23 protein-coding genes are annotated in these 19,767 nt (G+C 43.0%); 15 read left to right on the top strand and 8 right to left on the bottom strand.

The genetic code is table 11. The annotated features are described in order from the left end of the window. Positions 1-326 precede the first annotated feature (326 nt). The 8 genes from IPJ96_01275 (at position 327) to IPJ96_01240 (ending at position 8,498) form a co-directional block, all read left to right on the top strand. Positions 327-1,619: a hypothetical protein gene (locus IPJ96_01275; GenBank protein MBK7908979.1), complete on the top strand. Its 1,293-nt coding sequence runs from the start codon at positions 327-329 to the stop codon at positions 1,617-1,619. 257 nt (positions 1,620-1,876) lie between these two features. After that, a complete protein-coding gene (locus IPJ96_01270) occupies positions 1,877-3,133 on the top strand; it encodes a hypothetical protein (protein ID MBK7908978.1) in 1,257 nt (418 codons plus the stop codon). Next, positions 3,130-3,576, top strand: coding sequence for a hypothetical protein (locus tag IPJ96_01265; GenBank protein ID MBK7908977.1), 447 nt, complete (start codon positions 3,130-3,132; stop codon positions 3,574-3,576). The genes IPJ96_01270 and IPJ96_01265 overlap by 4 nt, the downstream gene beginning before the upstream one ends. Before the next feature lie 92 nt (positions 3,577-3,668). Then, complete coding sequence (locus tag IPJ96_01260) at positions 3,669-3,977, top strand: transposase (GenBank protein ID MBK7908976.1); 309 nt, start codon at positions 3,669-3,671, stop codon at positions 3,975-3,977. A 190-nt stretch (positions 3,978-4,167) separates the two neighbouring features. After that, positions 4,168-5,283 carry a hypothetical protein gene (locus tag IPJ96_01255; GenBank protein ID MBK7908975.1) on the top strand — a complete coding sequence of 372 codons (1,116 nt, stop codon included), beginning with the start codon at positions 4,168-4,170 and terminating at the stop codon, positions 5,281-5,283. Continuing rightward, entirely contained in the window at positions 5,273-5,752 is a 480-nt protein-coding gene (locus IPJ96_01250) for a hypothetical protein (protein ID MBK7908974.1), read from the top strand. Before IPJ96_01255 ends, IPJ96_01250 begins: the two co-directional genes overlap by 11 nt. 1,397 nt (positions 5,753-7,149) lie before the next feature. Then, positions 7,150-8,211: a hypothetical protein gene (locus IPJ96_01245; protein MBK7908973.1), complete on the top strand. Its 1,062-nt coding sequence runs from the start codon at positions 7,150-7,152 to the stop codon at positions 8,209-8,211. Next, complete coding sequence (locus IPJ96_01240; GenBank protein MBK7908972.1) at positions 8,208-8,498, top strand: hypothetical protein; 291 nt, start codon at positions 8,208-8,210, stop codon at positions 8,496-8,498. Before IPJ96_01245 ends, IPJ96_01240 begins: the two co-directional genes overlap by 4 nt. Positions 8,499-8,531: 33 nt before the next feature. Here IPJ96_01240 and IPJ96_01235 read toward each other — a convergent pair whose 3' ends face one another. From IPJ96_01235 to IPJ96_01225, 3 genes are all read right to left on the bottom strand, one after another. Further along, a complete protein-coding gene (locus IPJ96_01235; protein ID MBK7908971.1) occupies positions 8,532-8,930 on the bottom strand; it encodes a hypothetical protein in 399 nt (132 codons plus the stop codon). Positions 8,931-9,007: 77 nt separating this feature from the next. Continuing rightward, a complete protein-coding gene (locus tag IPJ96_01230) occupies positions 9,008-10,114 on the bottom strand; it encodes a hypothetical protein (protein MBK7908970.1) in 1,107 nt (368 codons plus the stop codon). A 319-nt stretch (positions 10,115-10,433) separates the two neighbouring features. After that, complete coding sequence (locus tag IPJ96_01225) at positions 10,434-10,550, bottom strand: transposase (GenBank protein MBK7908969.1); 117 nt, start codon at positions 10,548-10,550, stop codon at positions 10,434-10,436. A 22-nt stretch (positions 10,551-10,572) separates the two neighbouring features. Here IPJ96_01225 and IPJ96_01220 point away from each other — a divergent pair, with 22 nt between their 5' ends. Continuing rightward, positions 10,573-11,019 (top strand): XRE family transcriptional regulator, encoded by a 447-nt coding sequence (locus IPJ96_01220; protein MBK7908968.1) that lies wholly within the window; start codon positions 10,573-10,575, stop codon positions 11,017-11,019. 35 nt (positions 11,020-11,054) lie between these two features. On the opposite strand, the gene IPJ96_01215 is transcribed toward IPJ96_01220, so the two are convergent. Further along, entirely contained in the window at positions 11,055-11,525 is a 471-nt protein-coding gene (locus tag IPJ96_01215; protein ID MBK7908967.1) for a hypothetical protein, read from the bottom strand. A 40-nt stretch (positions 11,526-11,565) separates the two neighbouring features. Beyond that, positions 11,566-13,101: a hypothetical protein gene (locus IPJ96_01210; protein ID MBK7908966.1), complete on the bottom strand. Its 1,536-nt coding sequence runs from the start codon at positions 13,099-13,101 to the stop codon at positions 11,566-11,568. An 88-nt stretch (positions 13,102-13,189) separates the two neighbouring features. Here IPJ96_01210 and IPJ96_01205 point away from each other — a divergent pair, with 88 nt between their 5' ends. Together IPJ96_01205 and IPJ96_01200 are read left to right on the top strand one after the other, a co-directional pair. After that, positions 13,190-13,507, top strand: a complete 318-nt coding sequence (locus IPJ96_01205; protein ID MBK7908965.1) for a nucleotidyltransferase family protein — start codon at positions 13,190-13,192, stop codon at positions 13,505-13,507. Next, positions 13,488-13,835 carry a DUF86 domain-containing protein gene (locus tag IPJ96_01200; protein ID MBK7908964.1) on the top strand — a complete coding sequence of 116 codons (348 nt, stop codon included), beginning with the start codon at positions 13,488-13,490 and terminating at the stop codon, positions 13,833-13,835. Before IPJ96_01205 ends, IPJ96_01200 begins: the two co-directional genes overlap by 20 nt. Before the next feature lie 220 nt (positions 13,836-14,055). Here IPJ96_01200 and IPJ96_01195 read toward each other — a convergent pair whose 3' ends face one another. The 3 genes from IPJ96_01195 to IPJ96_01185 are packed head-to-tail and all read right to left on the bottom strand — an operon-like array spanning position 14,056 to position 16,625. After that, positions 14,056-14,457: a hypothetical protein gene (locus IPJ96_01195; protein MBK7908963.1), complete on the bottom strand. Its 402-nt coding sequence runs from the start codon at positions 14,455-14,457 to the stop codon at positions 14,056-14,058. Between the two features lie 22 nt (positions 14,458-14,479). Continuing rightward, positions 14,480-15,505: a hypothetical protein gene (locus IPJ96_01190; GenBank protein ID MBK7908962.1), complete on the bottom strand. Its 1,026-nt coding sequence runs from the start codon at positions 15,503-15,505 to the stop codon at positions 14,480-14,482. Between the two features lie 52 nt (positions 15,506-15,557). Next, the gene (locus tag IPJ96_01185) at positions 15,558-16,625 is read right to left on the bottom strand and encodes a tyrosine-type recombinase/integrase (protein MBK7908961.1); all 1,068 of its coding nucleotides are present in this window, start codon (positions 16,623-16,625) and stop codon (positions 15,558-15,560) included. 487 nt (positions 16,626-17,112) lie between these two features. Between IPJ96_01185 and IPJ96_01180 the strand changes: the two genes are divergently transcribed. From IPJ96_01180 to IPJ96_01165, 4 genes are all read left to right on the top strand, one after another. Next, a complete protein-coding gene (locus IPJ96_01180; protein ID MBK7908960.1) occupies positions 17,113-17,403 on the top strand; it encodes a GIY-YIG nuclease family protein in 291 nt (96 codons plus the stop codon). A 403-nt stretch (positions 17,404-17,806) separates the two neighbouring features. Continuing rightward, positions 17,807-18,166 carry a four helix bundle protein gene (locus tag IPJ96_01175; GenBank protein MBK7908959.1) on the top strand — a complete coding sequence of 120 codons (360 nt, stop codon included), beginning with the start codon at positions 17,807-17,809 and terminating at the stop codon, positions 18,164-18,166. Positions 18,167-18,498: 332 nt separating this feature from the next. After that, positions 18,499-19,266, top strand: a complete 768-nt coding sequence (locus IPJ96_01170) for a polysaccharide biosynthesis/export family protein (GenBank protein ID MBK7908958.1) — start codon at positions 18,499-18,501, stop codon at positions 19,264-19,266. Between the two features lie 101 nt (positions 19,267-19,367). Continuing rightward, positions 19,368-19,742 (top strand): DUF393 domain-containing protein, encoded by a 375-nt coding sequence (locus tag IPJ96_01165; GenBank protein MBK7908957.1) that lies wholly within the window; start codon positions 19,368-19,370, stop codon positions 19,740-19,742. Positions 19,743-19,767: the final 25 nt, after the last annotated feature.

Below are 19,767 nucleotides of genomic sequence, written 5' to 3'. Positions count from 1 at the left end.
AGCACATATCGGGGGTTCGAGTGGATGGGAGTACACTCTCGTACCTACTCAGATTCATCATTTGCTGTTTTCTTGAATGAGCACTGGGACAAACTGAATCCATGGTTAAGGAAGGAAGCGATAAAGCATCGGCGAAAGTGATTATTACGTTACTTATTAGCTTAAATTTAGATTCAAGTATGTAACCGAATCTTCTACACTCTGTCGTTATAGAATTATTTGATAAGTAATGACTGTAAATAGACTAGGCCGGCGAGGGATTGACGATGTATTGGAACAATTGCGGCAAGCTGGATTCGTTGAAGAACGACCACAAATCGCTGGCCATGAAGTTCCGTTATGACCCGATGGGCAACCGGATCGAAAAACGGCTGTATCACCTGGACGGCACCGGCGCGGTGATCCGACAGCGCGCCACGCATTATGTTCGGGACGCGCAGGGAAATCCGCTGGCGGTGTACGAGCTGCTGGGCGGCGACACGGTCGTGCTCAACGAGTTCAACCTCTACGGCAGCAGCCGGCTGGGTATGTTGACCACGGCGGACACCCTGGTGTGCGCCACCTGCACCACAGCCGTGGCTCCTTCGGTCTATTTAAGTCCAGTAGGAAACAAGCGTTATGAGTTGAGTAACCATCTCGGCAACGTAATGACAGTGATCAGCGACAAGATCACGCCAATTGATACGACGAATGACGGATTATGGGACTACTTTAATCCGAGCCTGGTGTCTGCTACAGACTATTATCCCTTCGGGATGGGGATGCCAGGGAGGGGAATATACATTAACAACTATCGCTTCATGTTTAATGGGATTGAAATGAGTCGAATGACTACTGATAATTCTGTCTTTTTTTCATTTAAGTTTAGAGAATACAATCCGTGTTTATCTAGGTTTTGGTCAATAGATCCATTATTCAAATTGTTCTCATGGAATTCTAGCTATGCATTTTCAGAGAATAGTCCAGTTAAGTTTATTGATTTTGAGGGTAAAGAAAGGTTGCCTGCTGAATTTAAATCAGATAATTCAGGATTCACTACTGCCATTGACAACTCGTATAGAAATACTGCGACCAAAATAGATGCAATTAACCACTGGAATTACCTTAATAAATCACCGGACCCTGGTACTATTAAGCAAAATGAACCAAACATTTTTGAGAGAGCTGATATTCTATTATCATCAAAAAGTGATGATTTATTTGAATCTGCATTGAAGTTTGGTGGAAAAATGCTATATAACACTGTAAATGATCTACATATTATTACCACTGGAATAGTTTATAGCCGTCCTGAAGCATATGATTTGAGGGGTGTTGGTGTAAATCAAGGGGAATTTCAGGATGCAGGAATAAGTACTTTAACGAATCTTGTCCCGATCCACAAGTTCACTAAGTATAGCATCGGAGAGATCAAATCAATGAGTTATTCCATGTATACTCGTGGCTATAATAATACTGGCTTATTAAATAGTACAACTAAACTAAATAGAACGAGCTCCCTCTATAAGTATAATTTAAAAATAGATAATTTGATAAAAAGCACAGATGACATAAAAAACACAATCACAATATTATCTATAGGGACAGAGGCTAAGCAGAACGAAAGACAAAAGCAATAAGATGTTTTACGGTGCTATTATCTTGAAGATTGTTGGCACGTTTGTGCGGTGGGTCTTTCATGGATTCAAACTATCGTTCACAGATGTATGGCGCGGTCCTTACAGTGATAGTTCAGAGGGAGAGTCTACATACGAGATTTCAACAAACATTATAGGGGCTGTTACTTTGGGTATATTAAGCTACATCATAGTGAAGTTTCTATAGAAGCAATCGCCGTTTTTTCAAGTTAAAGCACTGGCCAACTACGTTGAATGTGTTGAGTTATGTATGGGACGCGCAGGGTAATCCGCTGGCGGTGTACGAGTTGCTGGGCGGCGACACGGTCGTGCTCAACGAGTTCAACCTCTACGGCAGCAGCCGGCTGGGTATGTTGACCACGGCGGACACCCTGGTGTGCGCCACCTGCACCACAGCCGTGGCTCCTTCGGTCTATTTAAGTCCAGTAGGAAACAAGCGTTATGAGTTGATTAACCATCTCGGCAACGTAATGACGGTGATCAGCGACAAGATCACGCCAATTGATACGACGAGTGACGGATTATGGGACTATTTTAATCCGAGCCTGGTCTCTGCGACAGACTATTATCCCTTCGGGATGGGGATGCCGGGGAGAAACTACAATGCCGGAAATTACCGACATAGATTTTCAAATGCGGAACAGGATAACGAAATCAAGGGCGTTGGTAATAGTTTGGATATGAAGTTCCGAATTTATGACCCAAGATTAGGGCGCTTCCTTTCGGTGGATCCTCTAGTACAACAGTTTGCATGGAATAGTCCTTACTCTTATGCCATGAACAGGGTTATTGACGGAATAGACTTAGAGGGATTGGAATACTTAAGTTCTGATGATGCAAGAATTGAAGTTACGAGAGGAGAAGTAAAATTGAAAGTAGAGAACTTCAACTTCATATCGAGAAGATTGTGGCAAAATGCTAACAACAATCCTGCGAACTGGACATATACAAATGGGCAAAAAGATATTGGTATAAGCACAACAATTGGAAATCTGAAATACAGCCAAGCAAATCCAGTGAAATCGGCAGACCCTGCAAATCTCAATGCCAACGATGAAAACCCGAGTGCAAACGATGCACAACATAGGGTTCAGAACCCAATGACCAAGAATAGCAATTACACGCAGGTGGATAAAAGGTATAAAGAAAGAACCATTGCAGGAGGTTCAAATATACGGGGAACAGCAGCCAAAGGAGCATTAGCCTTGAATGTATTAAACGCTACTGTTGAATATGGAATTTTAGGAGCAGGTTTGTATGAGCAGTATGAGGTAAATAGTAATCTTGAAATTTTAATCAAGGCAATCAAAGATGTTCAGGTGGGTGTACACCAAGGGTTAGTTCCCGAAATATATCGAAATTCAAATGACCTTTCTTCAATTCTGAATGTGGTGTTGCAGGGTGACAGCAAGTCCGATAATAAAGAACTATACGATATAGGAATGAACATTTACAACACCATTTCTAACCCACCCAAACAGGAGGAGAAGAAATGAAAAAAATGCCCGCTCAAGTTGCTTGCTTGTTTACACTTATCATGTTGTGTTCTTGTTCCGGTATAAAACAAGTTGTTAAGGGATTTTGGACTATTGATAAGATAGAATATAAGAAACAAGACCTGTTTTACGACATTCTATCAAATGTAATAATCTTTGAACGGAATAAATGTAATATGCCTACTTTTTATGAGTATCATAAAATAGAATCAAATGAACAAGGAGTATGGGAAGTAACGCAGGAAGGCGACAAATATTATTTGACGATAAAAACAGGAAATGATATATTTGCAGGGAAGCATAATATATGCTTTAAAAAGGACTACGAAAACAAGTTGATAAAAATGTTCATCACCTCCGATAGTCTTTTTGTAGAGTGCCGAAAAGGTTTGTTCAATTTTGATAAGGATAATAAAATCATAGACGACTATTTGTGTAAATGAAAAATTGTAATCAACAGAACTTAATAACGCTAGGCTATATGGAGGCTTCCCCCAAAACAGCAACGCTCTAAACTGCTAAATTCGTAAAGCGTATGCGAAAATCAAAGTTCACAGAGGCTCAGATAGTGGCCATTCTGGCGCAGTATGAGCAGGGAATCAAGGTCACGGACATCTACCGGGAGCATGGCATCAGTCAACCGACCTTTTACCAGTGGCAGCGGAAGTATTCGGGGATGGATGTTTCCGAACTGAAGCAACTGAAGGAGTTGGAACAGAAGCCAGGCCAGGCTAAACGAATTGTGGCGGATCTGACCCTGGAGGGCCGGGTATTGTTGGGTGTAATCGCGAAAGGCGCTTTGGCCCGCCCGGAAGCGGAAGCTGGTGGGTTGTATTCGGTCTAGAAACAAGGATCTTGTTCTGCGGCCGGCTCATTAGAGATTTAGAGCTGCAAGAGGCCCTTTGAGGGGTCTCTAAATCACTTCACAGACGGGGTAAATTCCGGGAATTGCGCGGAAGACCTTGATTCCAATTCTCCGAATAACTATACTTACAATGCCACCGCGACCAGCGGTGTACCGTAGCCCGGTAGGCATGAAACGATATGAGCTTTCAAATCACCCGGGCAACGTAATGACGGTGATCAGCGACAAGATCGCACCAATTGATACGACGAGTGACGGATTGTGGGACTATTTTAATCCGAGCCTGGTCTCTGCGACAGACTATTATCCCTTCGGGATGGGGATGCCGGGGAGGGCAGCTAGTACTTGGTATAGCTACGGCTTTAACGGTAAGGAAAAGGATAATGAATTAAAAGGTTCTGGAAATTCTTACGATTACGGCATGAGAATGTATGACCCTCGTATAGGCAGACCATTTAGCGTTGACCCATTAACTCATTCTTACCCTCACTTATCGCCCTATCAATTTTTTAGTAATAACCCTATATTAAATATTGACCTTGACGGGTTAGAGGGTGTTGACTATACACGAAATATTATTTTGTATGCATGTGGTCAACCAAGATTCGCAAGGGAAGATGCGGGTAATATATCGAGAAAAGCCCTTTACGCTTTTCAAATTAACGGAACAATGCACATAATGCACGATGGTAAACATGTTAGTTTTAATCCTTCAAGTGCGCCATCTGGTTTAGGTTTAGCAATTAATCCAGGTTTTTATTATGCAACTAACATAAAATGGTTCTCAAACGAGTTATTGGATTCAAAAGGCGATTTAAAAGCAAAAGTATCAGTAGCGACAGGAAATGCCGACTCTAAAGAAAGCAAACCACTTGAAAACGGCTTTGTGAACACATTTAGACATTTTGCATGGCAGTCAACTATTGCAATGGCTTTAGGTGAGAATACAGCTAAACGAGTTGGCGATTACCACGAGGCAGATGGAATTAATACGCAAGGTGGAGAGTTTGCAAAGGATAATGTTATAGACTTGCTCAACAATCAGTATGCCCGTGAATATTCAAGAGGATTTAGGTTCAGCGAAGTAACGAAGAGTGCTGAAGCTTATGCAGGTTATCTAAATGGATTGGCACAGCATATTGCGTCAACAGTTGATGGTTATAAAGAAGACAGCAAGTTTGATGGCATTAGAAGCGGTGAAGTGAAACTGTTTGATGCAAGTGATAAGAACTTCCAAATACTTTATGAGAGCGCTAAAAACTTAGACCAAATCAATGCGAGGTAACTTTATATATACATTGCTAGTTCTTTTAATTGCCTCGTCTTGTAATCAAGAGAAAATTATTTCCGTAAATCTTAATCCCATAAAAGCGGATATTAACGGAGATATAGAAGAGCTACAGAAGCAGTTAGAGAAACGTAAAACAATGCTCGTTTATGAAAACAGTTACGAAGGTGAAGCCAAAGGCATTAAAATGTTTTATTTTGATGATGAAAACGACAGTTTACACTATCATATTGAGATTTATACAATAGACCATAAAATAAAGGGTATAGAAGCTGGTCTTTCCTCCAAACAATTGACAAAAGAAAGGCTATACGATAAGGTAGAAAAAGAAATATTGCCTGATTTTGAAAGTAGTACTAGGCAACTCGATAACGCCACAACTAAGGCAGAAAGAAATGGTTTAGATAGTACAGGATATTATAGCTTTGAAATAAAAACCCAAGACTTAAAAGAAAAAATGCAGTAAACAATGCCCCGCGAGGGGTTTTATTATTTTAGCTTCTTATGTATGTGTGCCAGTTGAGCAACTTTTAGGAGTAAATCTGAAGCCTTCCCCTAAAACAGCTACGCTCTAAACTAGTAAATTCGTAAAGCGTATGCGAAAATCAAAGTTCACAGAGGCTCAGATTGTGGCCATTCTGGCGCAGTATGAGCAGGGAATCAAAGTCACGGACATCTGACGAGAGCGGAAAAATATTTGCTATTATTGAATATGATCGAGGAATGATGATTAGTGAAAATATTAATAAGGAATAACTAATTAGTGACCGATGTTTAAAATGAAGTCTCGTATAAATTCAAGAACAAGTCTCCCTCTACGTTTTTTCTGATTTCCCTCATATAATCCACACACATTACAACGCATTTGGTAAATTGAACTATTCCTAATGAGTGTAGTTTGAACCTTGGCGGAATGGCATCTTGAGCATCTAGTTATATTGTCTTTATGCCTTTTAATCTTATATTCATTAATTAAAGCTTCTCTTTTATCATCTGTCAGACCCTTGTCTTCAATATATTTGCGTATAATATTAGCGGTATCTTCCAAGTGCGAGTCTAAGTTGTATTTATATAAAAATGCAAGCTCAAAATTCTCCAAGCTATCTAAATATTGTATAAGTTTTTCTTTTTTCGGCATCAGTGCTTATGAATTGATTTTAAATCATGGTATTGCAATTCAATATTTAGAACATCCTTTATGCTTTCTTTAGATGACAGTGTTTGGCGCTGAATTTAATGCAGAATACTCATTTTTGTCGAGCCGCTCGATGAGAGCGCCCATACGATGAGGGATTTATTGGCGGAGTTTAGCAAGCCTTCCCCGAAAACAGCAACGCTCTCAAGTGCTAAATTGGTAAAGTGTATGCGAAAATCAAAATTTACAGAGGCGTAGTTAGTGGCCATTCTGGTGCAGTATGAGCAGGGAATCACGGTCACGAACATCTAGCAGGAGCATGGCATCAGTCAACCGACGTTTTACCAGTGGCAGCGTAAGTATTCAGGGATGGATGTTTCCGAACTGAAGCTACTGAAGGAGTTTTAACAGAAGCCAAAACAATTTGAACGACTTGTGGCGGATCTGACCCTGGAGAGCCGGGTATTGTTGGGTGTGATTGCGAAAAGCGCTTTGGCCTACCCGGAAGCGGAAGCTGGTGGGTTGTATCCGGTCTAGAAACAAGGAACTTGTTCTGCGGCCGGCTCATTAGAGATTTAGAGCTGCAAGAGGCCCTTTGAGGAGTCTCAAAATCACTTCACAGACAGGGTAAATTCCGGGAATTGCGCGGAAGACCTTGATTCCAATTCTCCGAATAACTATACTTACAATGCCACCGCGACCAGCGGTGTACCGGAGCTCCGGTAGGCATGAAACGAGATGAACTTTCAAATCACCGGGGCAACGTAATGACGGTGATCAGCGACAAGATCACGCCAATTGATACGACGAGTGACGGGTTATGGGACTATTTTAATCCGAGCCTGGTGTCTGCGACAGACTATTATCCCTTCGGGATGGGGATGCCGGGGAGAAACTACAATGCCGGAGATTACAGATATGGTTTTGGTTCTCATGAAAAGGATGATGAAATAAAAGGTGTTGGCAATCTTTTGAGTTTTAATGACTTTGGTTATGACCCAAGATTAGGCAGAAGATGGCGGACAGACCCAGCGTTTAAAGAATATCCGGCAATCTCTCCTTATGCAGGTTTTGGAAACAATCCGATAGTTTTTATTGACCCAGACGGTAAGAGATTATACTTTGTTGGTGGTGCAGGAAATGATGCAGATGGGTGGAACTATATTAACAGGTTCAAAATTATTTTTACTTCAAAAGGCATAGAGGGTTTTAAACGGATTAATGCATCTGGTGGGAACGTAAACGATATGGCGTTTACGGCTTCTTATAAAAACATCTCTCATGTAGGACAACATCTAGTTAAAACCGAAAGGGGGCTTGAGGTACAGTTAAAACGCAGAGACCACAAGCAGATAGAAAAAGCTGTTAATGATATAATGGCAGACCTTGCAGCAAATCCATTGAAGGAGGGAGAGCAGTTAAATCTTGCAGGGTATAGTTATGGAAGCGTTTTACAGGCACACGTTGCGTTAAGATTGGCAGATAAAGGAATTAAGGTTGACAACCTTGTTTTAATTGCTAGCCCTATTTCTGATAAGTCGGAGTTGTACAATGCTTTAATGACTAATAAAAACATAGGCAAAGTAATTAGGGAAGATATTCAAGGAGATAAATTGAGTAACCCACAAACATCACAGGATTTTAAAAACGGTATCGAGCAGAGTGCCCCTACAATGGTTGGTGGCATGGGCGATGCTGCCCCTCACTTTGATTTAGCAAGACCAGGAGCAGCAGCCGATAAGAAAATAGGCGAGTTAGGCGATAAACTCAAAAAGGAGGGCGTGAAATGATGAGAGGAAAAATAACGGTTATCGTTCTAGCATCAATTATTATTTGGGTGCTATTATTTACTTTATTCTATTTTGCTCCATTGTTTGCATTTAGCTTTGGAGGAGAACCCGAATGGTATATAGTTGTAATTGCATTTTTAAGAAATGCCCCTTTTAGTGTAGGTAAAGCAGGTGAAGTCAATACCTTTTTAGTATTTATTAATGCTCTCTTTTGGACATTGTGTATTGCAGGAATATTATATTTTACTGCACGGCTAATGAGTAAAAAAGCATCTGCCAAGCAATAAAGAAAATCAATAAAAAAGCTCTAAACGGGGCTTTTATTTATTCTCATCAAAAATCGAATGAAGAGTTTCTATAAATAAACAAGGAGATGTTGGCTTACAACTTAATACCTCTGTAAATGCAAATAGTTTAACTATACCCTTTTCAATAATCTTGATTATATACTCATTCTTTGTGATTATTGAACATTCGCAATTTTTATAATCTTTTATTTCGCTTAAACTATCTACATTAAGCGACTCTAATAATTTCAAAGCACCAATATTATTGAAAAGTTTCGCCTCCTTTGACAAGCCCTTATATGTCATCAATAAAGAATCATTAGGTTGGTAATAAAGCTGCCCTTCATACAAAGCAATTCCTCTAACAGTTTCGTAACTTGGGCCTTTGTAAGTAATATGATAAACAAAAACTTGTCTCTCTTTTTTATTCATTTTTTGAGCAGAAGTAATGCCACAACTATAGAGCAACAAGTTTATTAAAAATAAATTAATAAATAATTTCATAATTTCTACTCTGTTCTTGTTCCTTGTTCCGTTCTTGTGCGGTTTGCCTCTGGTACTGTAGGTCTGTCGGACGATTCTCTTCTCGGATCACCTGGCGGATAATACCATTTATCATATGGTCTATTAGAACCTAAACCTTTCTCACCCCACATTATTGTAGTCGTGTAGCCTGTTACTTCGCCTCCTGTTAACCTGTTAACAAAATCATCCATTACATCATAACCACTGGCACAAGCATTTAAGTTAACACCGCATTTTAAATCAAAGGCTTCTGTATTAAATGTGCTTGTATATAACGCGTCATAGTCTGCGTCATTTTCAATAGCATTGTATCCAGTATAAAGAGCCTTTGTCCAACCATGACCAACATAAGAAAAGTCTGTAATTAAATCACTGCTTCTTGCGCTTTCTTTACCTTCCTCTGTACCCTGTGCTTCTTTTTCATTGACATAATTTGTTATTTCATTTGCATAAGAAACTTCAACCACTGTAATACCTGACTTTTCAGCACGCTGCTTATAGCTTGCTATTTCTTTAGCAGAATAATTCCCTTTGTATATAACTAAAGTTGTACCCTCTGTTCCATGGGTTTTATCCTGTTTCAATCTCAATGCTTCATTTAATCCTGCTTCCAAGAAGTGTCTCCTATTTTCACCATACCTATACTTTCCTCCTTGCTTGTCGCTTTTTGGAGAGTATCCCTGATTTCCAACAACAACGATGTTTTCTTTACCATCAACATCAACAGTTATTATCGGGTTGCAATATCCAAAGTGGTAAGGACTATATCCTGGGTATTTAGCCTGTAAAGCATCGACTTTATTCCATCTTCCTAATCTTGGGTCGTACATTCTATCTCCAAAGTCCACACTATTTCCATTTCCGCTCATTTCGTCATCCTTCTCCTTGCTGTTAAAACTATAACGGTAACCAGTAGGGCTATACAATCTCCCCGGCATCCCCATCCCGAAGGGATAATAGTCTGTAGCAGACACCAGGCTCGGATTAAAATAGTCCCATAATCCGTCACTCGTCGTATCAATTGGCGTGATCTTGTCGCTGATCACCGTCATTACGTTGCCCGGGTTATTTGAAAGCTCATATCGTTTCATGCCTACCGGGCTACGGTACACCGCTGGTCGCGGTGGCATTGTAAGTATAGTTATTCGGAGAATTGGAATCAAGGTCTTCCGCGCAATTCCCGGAATTTACCCCGTCTGTGAAGTGATTTAGAGGCCCCTAAAAGGGCCTCGTGCAGCTCTAAATCTCTAATGAGCCGGCCGCAGAACAAGTTCCTTGTTTCTAGACCGGATACAACCCACCAGCTTCCGCTTCCGGGCGGGCCAGAGCGCTTTTCGCGATCACACCCAACAATACCCGGCTCTCCAGGGTCAGATCCGCCACAAGTCGTTCAAATTATTTTGGCTTCTGTTAAAACTCCTTCAGTAGCTTCAGTTCGGAAACTTCCATCCCCGAATACTTCCGCTGCCACTGGTAAAAGGTCGGTTCAATGATGCCACGCCCCCGGCAGATGTCCGTGACCTTGATTTCCTACTCATACTGCGCCAGAATGGCCACTAGCTTCGGCTCTGTGAACTATGATTGCGAATTTGGAAGTTTAGAGCGCAGCTGTTTTCGGGGAGGGCTTCAAATGGACATTGGAGATCTAATCAAGAACCCACGCAAAGCCCAAGGACCAAGCCTAAAGGAAGTCCCCCTAGCCGTCAGGATCAATACAATCAATTTCAGCAAGATCGAAGGCGGTAAGATTGATCCTGCGTTTTCTTCCTCGATAAAGATTGCCAAAGCAATCGCTATCTCCTCGGCCGACTTGTCCAAAGTAATCGAACCGAACAAATACGCGAACGCTGTCGATAAATCACTCATGGTAAAGGTAGCGCTCATCGAACCGCTCGACAAAAAAGAAATGGCGGCATATCAAGCCGTACTCGACGCCTTCATCAGCAAGAAAAAAATAAGTGATGCGCTGAATGAGGCGTTACAGGGGGCGAAGTGATCCAAGTAGAATTCACAGTTTGGAATTTCTTCCCTCTAATATTCTCGGATTATTGCTTTTCTAAAACATGATGAATCATCAAAAAGTGAATTTTTATAATTTTTATAATAATGCATATAAGCCTTTTCTAAATCGTATCCTTCAATACGGACTTTTTTAATTATCTCACTCACCTTTTCTTTGCTCGAATCCTTGCTACTCAATAAAAGAAGATTATAGAATTCGTTGAATTCGTTATTCCTAAATCCTTTCAATTTAAAATAACGATGCTCAAGATTACTATATGCTAAGATGTATTCGCATTGATCGCAATGAATACAATTGGGCTTAACAGAAAATAAATAGCACGCTAAAATACCATCAACCTTTAATTGAGTCAGGTTATAATCCGATATGATCGAATCAATTGTTCTAAGATTTTCTGAAATGAAAAAATCATTGTAATCAGCATGTACCAGTAACACAGCCCTATTCTTCAGGTTTTCCGTTACTTGAGCATTGCTCACAAAATGAATTAAATTAAGAAACAGAAAATATTTTATTGCGCTAATTCTTCTTAAGCTTATCATCAAATTGTTCTTTTTTAAACTTCACTGCATGAGTTTCATCTTGTCTTTTCCCACCTTCAATGTGGCCCAATCCATGTACCAATGAGCCAGTCATACTTTGCAACTTAACTATCCCGTCCACTTTTATAACTTTTAGTCTAACTCGAACATAATCTTCCTTATGATTCGCATTACCCAATCGTGCGTTAATGCCTTCAACAGTTGTGCGACCCGTTGGAAACCCATTTTTATCTAGCATTTGTATTTCTGCGTTTTGAGCACTTACATGTATATCAATAATGCCCCTATTAAATGGATCGAACTTATCAAATTCAGCAAATTTTTCAGGATTAACGCTTTTAAACTGATTTAATACATCATTTACGATCGCTTCATATTCAACTTCTTGATTATATGTGGCATCCGCTTTATTAAAGTTCTTTTGAGCAGTATTTAGTTCAGATCGCGCCTGCTTAAATTCCTTCAACACACCAGCAGCTTTCGCATTCTTTTTCGTCATACCTTCAAATGATTTGAAGCCTTCTTTAGCATTTTCAAGATTGGATGCCGCCTCATCCACTTTTTCCTTTGCTTCCTTTTTACGTTCAGTATGCACATTAACAAAATCATCTCCATTTGGGTCCTTATTCCAAATAGGATTATTGCCCATCACCGCGTAGCCACTCTCCCAAGGTTTCACAACTGGATCAATATTCCATCGTCTAACAAGCCTCGTATCATACTCCCAAAACTCTGCTGTTGTATGATTTCCGCTTCCGGATATTTCATCCACCTTTTCCTGTGAATTAAACCCATACCGGTATTCGCTGCTGGAGAAGTTTCTTCCGGGCTGCAACATCCCGAAGGGATAATAGTCTGTAGCAGACACCAGGCTCGGATTAAAGTAGTCCCATAATCCGTCATTCGTCGTATCAATTGGCGTGATCTTGTCGCTGATCACTGTCATTACGTTGCCGAGATGGTTACTCAACTCATAACGCTTGTTTCCTACTGGACTTAAATAGACCGAAGGAGCCACGGCTGTGGTGCAGGTGGCGCACACCAGGGTGTCCGCCGTGGTCAACATACCCAGCCGGCTGCTGCCGTAGAGGTTGAACTCGTTGAGCACGACCGTGTCGCCGCCCAGCAGCTCGTACACCGCCAGCGGATTACCCTGCGCGTCCCGAACATAATGCGTGGCGCGCTGTCGGATCACCGCGCCGGTGCCGTCCAGGTGATACAGGCGTTTTTCGATCCGGTTGCCCATCGGGTCATAACGGAACTTCATGGCCAGCGATTTGTGGTCGTTCTTCAACGAATCCAGCTTGCCGTAATTGTTCCAATACATCGTCAATCCCTCCGAGACGTCCCCCGTCAGGTTGCCGTTGGCATCGTAAGTATAGTTATTCGGAGATTGAGAATCAAGATCTTCCGCGTAATTGCCGGAATTTACCCCGTCCGTGAAGAGGGTTACATGATTCGGGCAAAACTCAAGGGCACTGCGGTTGAAAATTGTCGGTCCTTGATTAGCCATGTTGCTCGCCATGCGGAATAATTGGGGGCGGCTCTAAAATCAGTACATTTGTGTATACTATCCGGTAAACCGATTATCTGAATTTAAGATGTACTCCGCAGTTAGTACCAAAGCCGAGATAATCACTCGTCTGATCAACAACCAAGATCGTATTAAACAGTACGGTGTAAGACAACTTGGCCTGTTCGGTTCATTCATCAGAAATGAAGCCGCCCCGGATAGTGACATTGATTTGTTAATAGACTTTTATCCTGATCAGAAAACATTCGACAACTTCATCGAGCTGGCCTTCTTTCTGGAAGATCTTCTGGGACGTAAAGTAGAACTTGTCACTCCCGCATCATTGGGTAAGTATATCGGTCCTCATATTCTAAGAGAAGTTGAGTATGTTCCCTTCGCAGCGTGAGTTCTTGCGGCATATCTTGGACGAGTGTCGATTCATCCTTCGGGTAACTGCAGGAAAATCCAGTCAGGATACTTTTTCAGACGAAACGTTATGCAGGGCCATCGTACGCAGCCTGGAAATCATAGGAGAAGCCACTAAGCGGCTGGACGATGAATTTAGGCTGAAATACCCACATGTAGAATGGAAGAAAATGGCAGCTACTCGTGATGTCATGATACATGATTATTTTGGTATCGATTATGACGTTGTTTGGAGCATTATTAAAGATAAGCTCCCCGATCTAGAGCATCACTTGCAAGAAATCATCGAAGGACTTAACGGATATTGATTCGGTAAATCTGTGTGACTGTCTTGGTGAGATATCTTACTCCACTGGATTCAGCAATAGCATTTCATTTATCTTCCCTCTAGTCGTGTGGAGGCCATCCGACATTTGCTACACTTGAACAAGAGATTGGTACTTGAAATATATATATTTGACCGCAGCTCAAATTGGGTGACCTTCACTTTGACAACATGATACTGAACTATAAATTGGCTTCGGATAATTATAATTTCAATGGGAAGAACATTTTTACTGGTACATTCTTGTCATTACAAACACCAGCATTCCATTTAGGGGTCTTTTCCATTACTTTCAGAACTTCCTTCTCCGCTTCAGATAAGTCAGATGTAACCTTGCCTTTTATTCGGGGGGCTATTACCTTTCCATGTGTATCAACAATAAATTCTATATTGAAAGTAGCCTGAAAACGTTCTTGATTATAATGTTCAATATTCTCTGCAAAATATTGAATTAATGCTTGATCCCCCCCCTGATATTCTGGCATCTTATTGACATAAATGTAAACCATTAGATTACTTAAAGAGTCATATTCTATAACACAATTACTTTTTGAAGATATATTTCTTCCCCCTGTTGTACAGGAGTAAATTAAGAATGTTGGCACAAGAAATATTGACAATTTCATATTATTTATTCTTTTGAACCTCATGGCCCGGAGTGCTAAACCAATAATTACGATAAAGTTTATTATAACGGTTTAGGTTTTCATCATAGCTCGCTTTCGAATCGTATTTCGGTCGAACCCCATAACCCTGTTTCTGTAAATCGATTTCTTTCTGCATCATCATTAACTGATCTTTAGTCATGAGATTTAATGGGGCGTTTCCGGCATTTTTACCATCTATATATATTAGTGAATAGTTCATTATATTATATATAATATTAGGATCTGTCGATGGAGTGCTCAAGTAATTATTGCCACTACTATGAATTAACTTAGTGTCAGCTCCTTGCGTTTTTTCAAACGGATGTTCAAAACGAAGAGTATGTAACAACTCGTGAACAGCATCCACGCCTGCTTCCGTTGAAGATTTTAATGAACCATCTTTCTTATATAAATTGATACTAGTTGCTCCAAAGGAATTAGCTCCTCCAGTCATCGGGTCATCAGGACCTCCCGTATGTTTATCACCATATAAGTTAATACTTGGAACTAAGCGGCCACTAACATTGCCTCCGTGAAAAGTAGCTGAACCTGAAAAAGTGCCGCCTGATGAGATTTGCAATGTACTATTGAGCTGTGAACTTATTGCTGATTGATATTCTGTAATTTGCGCTTGCGATAATCCTAAATTTTTCTCTACACTAAAACTCGTATTGACAGTTACGTTCGTATTTCCCTGGTCGTCAGTTGCCTGATCCCATTCTCTGCCCTCCAAGTCTCGTCCATCAATTGGTCTATTCTCTGCAAATGCATATGAGCTATTCCATGGAAATGATTTAACCATAGGATCGATGCTCAAAAATCTACCTAACCTTGAGTCGTGCATTCTATATATAAAGTTCACGATATTCCCTTCACCTTTTAACTCCGGGTCGGTTTCTTGTCCATTCATCCCATAACGGTAACCAGTAGGGCTATACAATCTCCCCGGCATCTCCATCCCGAAGGGATAGTATCCAAATCCGTCTAAGTGGCTGTGGGATTGCATGTTACTGCATCGGGAAGGGACTCTGAAAGATAGTTTTTTTATGGTATTTCGGTCATGTTGGCTCGGGGTTTTCTTCCAGCAGCGCGAAGAATTTGCGGGTTTCTGCGTCGAGTTGATCTTGGGAGACTTCTACATAGCGGAAGAATTCCGCACTGTTGGGAGCGTGTCCGGAGATCTTGCGGACCAGATGCTCGGGCATACCGGAAGCCAGTAACATGGAGATCGCGCTTCTGCGCATGGTGTGGGAGGTGATGAGGTCGCAGAATCGAAAATGCGTCTTTCGGGTAGGATCCTTGAAGATCATCCGCGGCTTTCCGTTGCGATTACGCCATACGATGTGCGGTTCTGTCCATCCCGCGGCCTCGCCCAGGGCCTTGAGCCTTTTGTTCAGGCAGGAGTTACTGATTCGGGGGAGGAGCCGGTTGGATGTGCGGAGGTGCTTTTTGAAAATGGCCAGTATGAAGCCGGGGATCGGGATACGCACCAGGCTGCCGGTCTTGTGATTGCTGACGACCAGGTGAGTGGACTCCTTCGACACTTCAAGATGTGATCGCTGCAGTGACAAAAGGTCCGATACGCGCAGGCCGGTAAAACAACCTGCCAGGAAGATTTCCCGGGTCTCCTGCAATCCCGGCGTGAGACGGGTCAGGAGCCTGTCATCATGCAGCAGTTCCCGAATACGTGCGATGGGTACCACGATGATGGGTACCTTTTCCTTTCGAACATAGAAGAGTCCCGGAACCGGGCCCAGCTCCCAGCCATGCGCTTTTTCCAGGTAATGAAGGAGTGTCTTGATGTGCTTGAAGTGAAACCCCAGGTAGTTGTCCGATTGAACGCCATGACTGCGCAGGAAGTCGGAAAACCGCCTGATGAAGCGGCTCCATCGGGCGCGCGCTTGCTCGGCCTGTCTTAAGCTGCCGCGGTGCAAATCATGCAATGGGGGGATGCATCCGGCCTTGTCCTGGTAGTCCTTCAATTTGCGTAATGTGACTTTGTAATTGGCAATACTACCGGCCCCAAGCGGTGTACCGCCTGCTTGTCGCCGCCGGCCTCTTGCTGAATCAGAGATAAAATCCTCGAACAGGGCGATCAGGCTTTTGCCCTGAGCGATGCCGGCCATTGCGCGTTGCTTTTCAAGGGAACGGATTTACGGCGCGGGAAATTGTCGGAGTCGCGCTTTCCCGGCCACACGGATGAGCAACCGCATGGAGTGAACAAGACAAGCAAAGCCACGGACGAGCATCAGTGGACCCCGGCGGTCATCCTTCCGTTCCGGAACGCTCCGCCTGGATGATTTCTGCGAAGACACCTAGAAAATCCAGTTCGGCGTTCGAGAACTGCGCATTTTTGTGAGCTTATAGTTCGAATGCGAGAAACAGTGTGGGTGAACAGTATTTGACTGTTCACTCGCACTGTTTCTGTTTTGTCGCACTACTATCATTCGTGGGATTCTTGGAAAGATTAGTACTGTTAATCAGAGCCCCGATAGCTATCGGGGCTGGTTCGAGCCCAGGAGGCGGAGCCCCAAAAGCCATCGCATTTCTGCGGTGGCTTTGTTCGTTTATACACCCGGATATTAAAAGGAGGATCATTAATTGAGTAAAGTCGTGGAGGCGGTTGTTTACATCCTTTATTCGGCAAGCCTGAAGAGATTTTACATTGGTGCTACCACTTCGCTAAGCGCCAGGCTGCACCTGCACAATACTAAGGGGTATGGACGCGGAAAATTCACTGCAAAAGCGAATGACTGGGAATTGTACTTAATGATTGATTGTTCGTGTATGGAGAATGCCTTGAAGATAGAGGCACACATCAAAAGGATGAAAAGCGCGAATTACATCAAGAATCTTCAGAAGTATCCGGAAATGATAGATAAACTAATGGAGAAGTACTGTTAATCAGAGCCCCGATAGCTATCGGGGCTGGTTCGAGCCCAGGAGGGGGAGCTTATAGTTCGAATGCGAGAAACAGTGTGGGTGGGCAGTGTTTGACTGTTCACTCGCACTGTTTCTTACACTTGCACTTCTGAGATTAGTGTAAGAGTAAGCAACAGTGTGAGTGAGCAGTGTTTTACCATCCACCCGCACTGTTTCTGTTTTGTCGCACTTCTGAAAGTAGTGTATGTGTAAGAAACAGTGTGAGTAAACAGTGTATGATTACCCTCCCGAACTGTTTCTGTTTTATTGTACTTCTGAAAATAGTGTAAGTGTAAGAAACAGTGCGAGTGAACAGTGGAATTATAACCTACAATCCCGCATATATTGTTTGTATACCGGCTGGAGCTTGGGATAGTTTTGCGGTATGGATTTCAAAGGACTGATCGTTTATCGAAAAGCACTGGAGGTGTATACCCAACTAACAACCCGCGTACTGACGATCGACGGACTTGATAAGGACCTGAAGAACCAGCTTCGACGCGCCATGATGAGCATCGTACTCAATATCGCGGAGGGAAGTAGTCGTTTCAGCGCGGCAGACAGGAGGAACTTTTTGGTGATTTCCAGAGGATCGGCTTTTGAATGTTCTGCAGTGCTCGACCTGGTAGCCATCTCCACCGCCAAACACTTCCCCGACCTTGATATGCTGCTGGTCGAGGTCTCAAAGATGTTATACAAAATGATCGACACGCTGAATGAGAAGCAGCGGAATAAGGGTGGGTGATTTGCATTTGACTGCTCACTCACACTGTTTCTTACACTCACACTTCTGAAAATAGTGTAAGTGTAAGAAACAGCGTGAGTGAGCAGTGTTTTACTGTCCACCCACACTGTTTCTCACACTCACACTTCTGAAAATAGTGTAAGTGTAAGAAACAGTGTGAGTGAGCAGTGTTTGATTATCCACCCGCCCTGTTTCTGTTTTGTCGCACTCCTGAAAATAACGTAAGTGTTGAGAATCAGTCCAAGTGAACCGTATTTTTTGAGCTGGCGCGAAACTTTTTTTTGGGCTGGAAGTAAACACCCATTGCCCTATGCTACGGGCGCGCTATGTCCATGAAAAAGCTGTCGCGGCTCTTCGTTCCGCTGGTCGTACTGATTTCGATCTTCTCCTCCTGCACGCCGTACCGGAATATCCTGATGTTCCAGCCGACCGAGCAGGATACGACGCTCAAAGCGCTTGACACCACCTACCGGCCGATTATCGGACCTAACGACATTCTCGACATTTTCGTCACCAGTACCAGTCCGGAGGCGAGTAAGTACTTCAACTATTCCGAGCAACCCGACAACCAGGCGTCCATGGTCAGCGGCTACCTGGTCGATTCGAAAGGCGAGATACAAATACCCTTCATCGGCTCTTTACGGGTTGCCGGTTTACATACGGATGCGGCGCGCGACACCATCCGGCACCGGCTGGAGAAGTACCTGGTCAGCCCGTCGGTCAAACTAAGCCTGCGCAACTTTCGGGTGACGGTGATCGGCGAAGTAACCCATCCGGGAATGTTCAATGTGCAGAACGAACGTGTCACCCTGCCCGAAGCCCTGGCCATGGCCGGCGACCTGACCGTGTTTAGTGTCCGGGATCAAGTGCTGGTGATCCGCGACAGCGCAGGATACAAGACCTATAATTATGTAGACCTGTATTCACGAGAACTGTTTTCTTCACCGTATTTCGTGCTGCATTCGAACGACATAGTCTATGTGCAGCCCAATAAGAAACGCCGCTTCCAGGGTGAGAACTACTACCGCGTCTTCCCGGTGGTGTTCGGAACGATCACCTTGTTCCTGACAGCTCTGCAACTGGTGAACCAGTCGAAATAAACGGGCGATCCACAGTCGGGTGAAACAATCCGACTCCCGGCAGGTTGTTATAGTTAGGAAAAGAGTCGCGTCATTTCTCCGACAGCGACTCCCGGAATTCGATGGACGTCTATTACGATGATGGTTGTTCGTTTTGCAAGCGCGCGATGCGTATTGCTCGCCGTTTGGACATCTTTCATCGCCTTCGTTTTCTGCCGGTAAGTGCACAGCTCGGGAAAGCCGGGCCATTGCTCCACATTCCGGCGCAGGATTTACTCTATGATATCCATGGCATTGATGACAAGGGACGCATCAAACGAGGGATAGCCGTTTACCAGTCGGCTTTGCGTGCCATGATCTGGTTGGCCCCTTTAGGTTGGTTACTCATGATTCCCGGCTTTTCTCACCTTGGAGTCGCGATTTATCGCCGAATTGCGGATAATCGGTACGGATCCTCCTGCGCGGTTGATCCGGAAGAAATATCGAGGGGCTCATGATCCAACCAAAATATCCGGTATTCTC

This window comes from Bacteroidota bacterium, assembly GCA_016713765.1.
GTDB lineage: Bacteria > Bacteroidota > Bacteroidia > AKYH767-A > 2013-40CM-41-45 > Pollutiaquabacter > Pollutiaquabacter aromativorans.
This window is presented reverse-complemented; position numbering and strand designations above follow the sequence as displayed.

Coding starts and splice junctions, on each gene's coding strand:
- IPJ96_01275 (MBK7908979.1), top strand. CDS start 327: ATGAAGTTCCGTTATGACCCGATGGGCAACCGGATCGAAAAACGGCTG.
- IPJ96_01265 (MBK7908977.1), top strand. CDS start 3,130: ATGAAAAAAATGCCCGCTCAAGTTGCTTGCTTGTTTACACTTATCATG.
- IPJ96_01260 (MBK7908976.1), top strand. CDS start 3,669: ATGCGAAAATCAAAGTTCACAGAGGCTCAGATAGTGGCCATTCTGGCG.
- IPJ96_01255 (MBK7908975.1), top strand. CDS start 4,168: ATGAAACGATATGAGCTTTCAAATCACCCGGGCAACGTAATGACGGTG.
- IPJ96_01250 (MBK7908974.1), top strand. CDS start 5,273: ATGCGAGGTAACTTTATATATACATTGCTAGTTCTTTTAATTGCCTCG.
- IPJ96_01245 (MBK7908973.1), top strand. CDS start 7,150: ATGAAACGAGATGAACTTTCAAATCACCGGGGCAACGTAATGACGGTG.
- IPJ96_01240 (MBK7908972.1), top strand. CDS start 8,208: ATGATGAGAGGAAAAATAACGGTTATCGTTCTAGCATCAATTATTATT.
- IPJ96_01235 (MBK7908971.1), bottom strand. CDS start 8,930: ATGAATAAAAAAGAGAGACAAGTTTTTGTTTATCATATTACTTACAAA.
- IPJ96_01230 (MBK7908970.1), bottom strand. CDS start 10,114: ATGAAACGATATGAGCTTTCAAATAACCCGGGCAACGTAATGACGGTG.
- IPJ96_01220 (MBK7908968.1), top strand. CDS start 10,573: ATGGCCACTAGCTTCGGCTCTGTGAACTATGATTGCGAATTTGGAAGT.
- IPJ96_01210 (MBK7908966.1), bottom strand. CDS start 13,101: ATGGCTAATCAAGGACCGACAATTTTCAACCGCAGTGCCCTTGAGTTT.
- IPJ96_01205 (MBK7908965.1), top strand. CDS start 13,190: ATGTACTCCGCAGTTAGTACCAAAGCCGAGATAATCACTCGTCTGATC.
- IPJ96_01200 (MBK7908964.1), top strand. CDS start 13,488: ATGTTCCCTTCGCAGCGTGAGTTCTTGCGGCATATCTTGGACGAGTGT.
- IPJ96_01190 (MBK7908962.1), bottom strand. CDS start 15,505: ATGCAATCCCACAGCCACTTAGACGGATTTGGATACTATCCCTTCGGG.
- IPJ96_01185 (MBK7908961.1), bottom strand. CDS start 16,625: ATGGCCGGCATCGCTCAGGGCAAAAGCCTGATCGCCCTGTTCGAGGAT.
- IPJ96_01175 (MBK7908959.1), top strand. CDS start 17,807: ATGGATTTCAAAGGACTGATCGTTTATCGAAAAGCACTGGAGGTGTAT.
- IPJ96_01170 (MBK7908958.1), top strand. CDS start 18,499: ATGAAAAAGCTGTCGCGGCTCTTCGTTCCGCTGGTCGTACTGATTTCG.
- IPJ96_01165 (MBK7908957.1), top strand. CDS start 19,368: ATGGACGTCTATTACGATGATGGTTGTTCGTTTTGCAAGCGCGCGATG.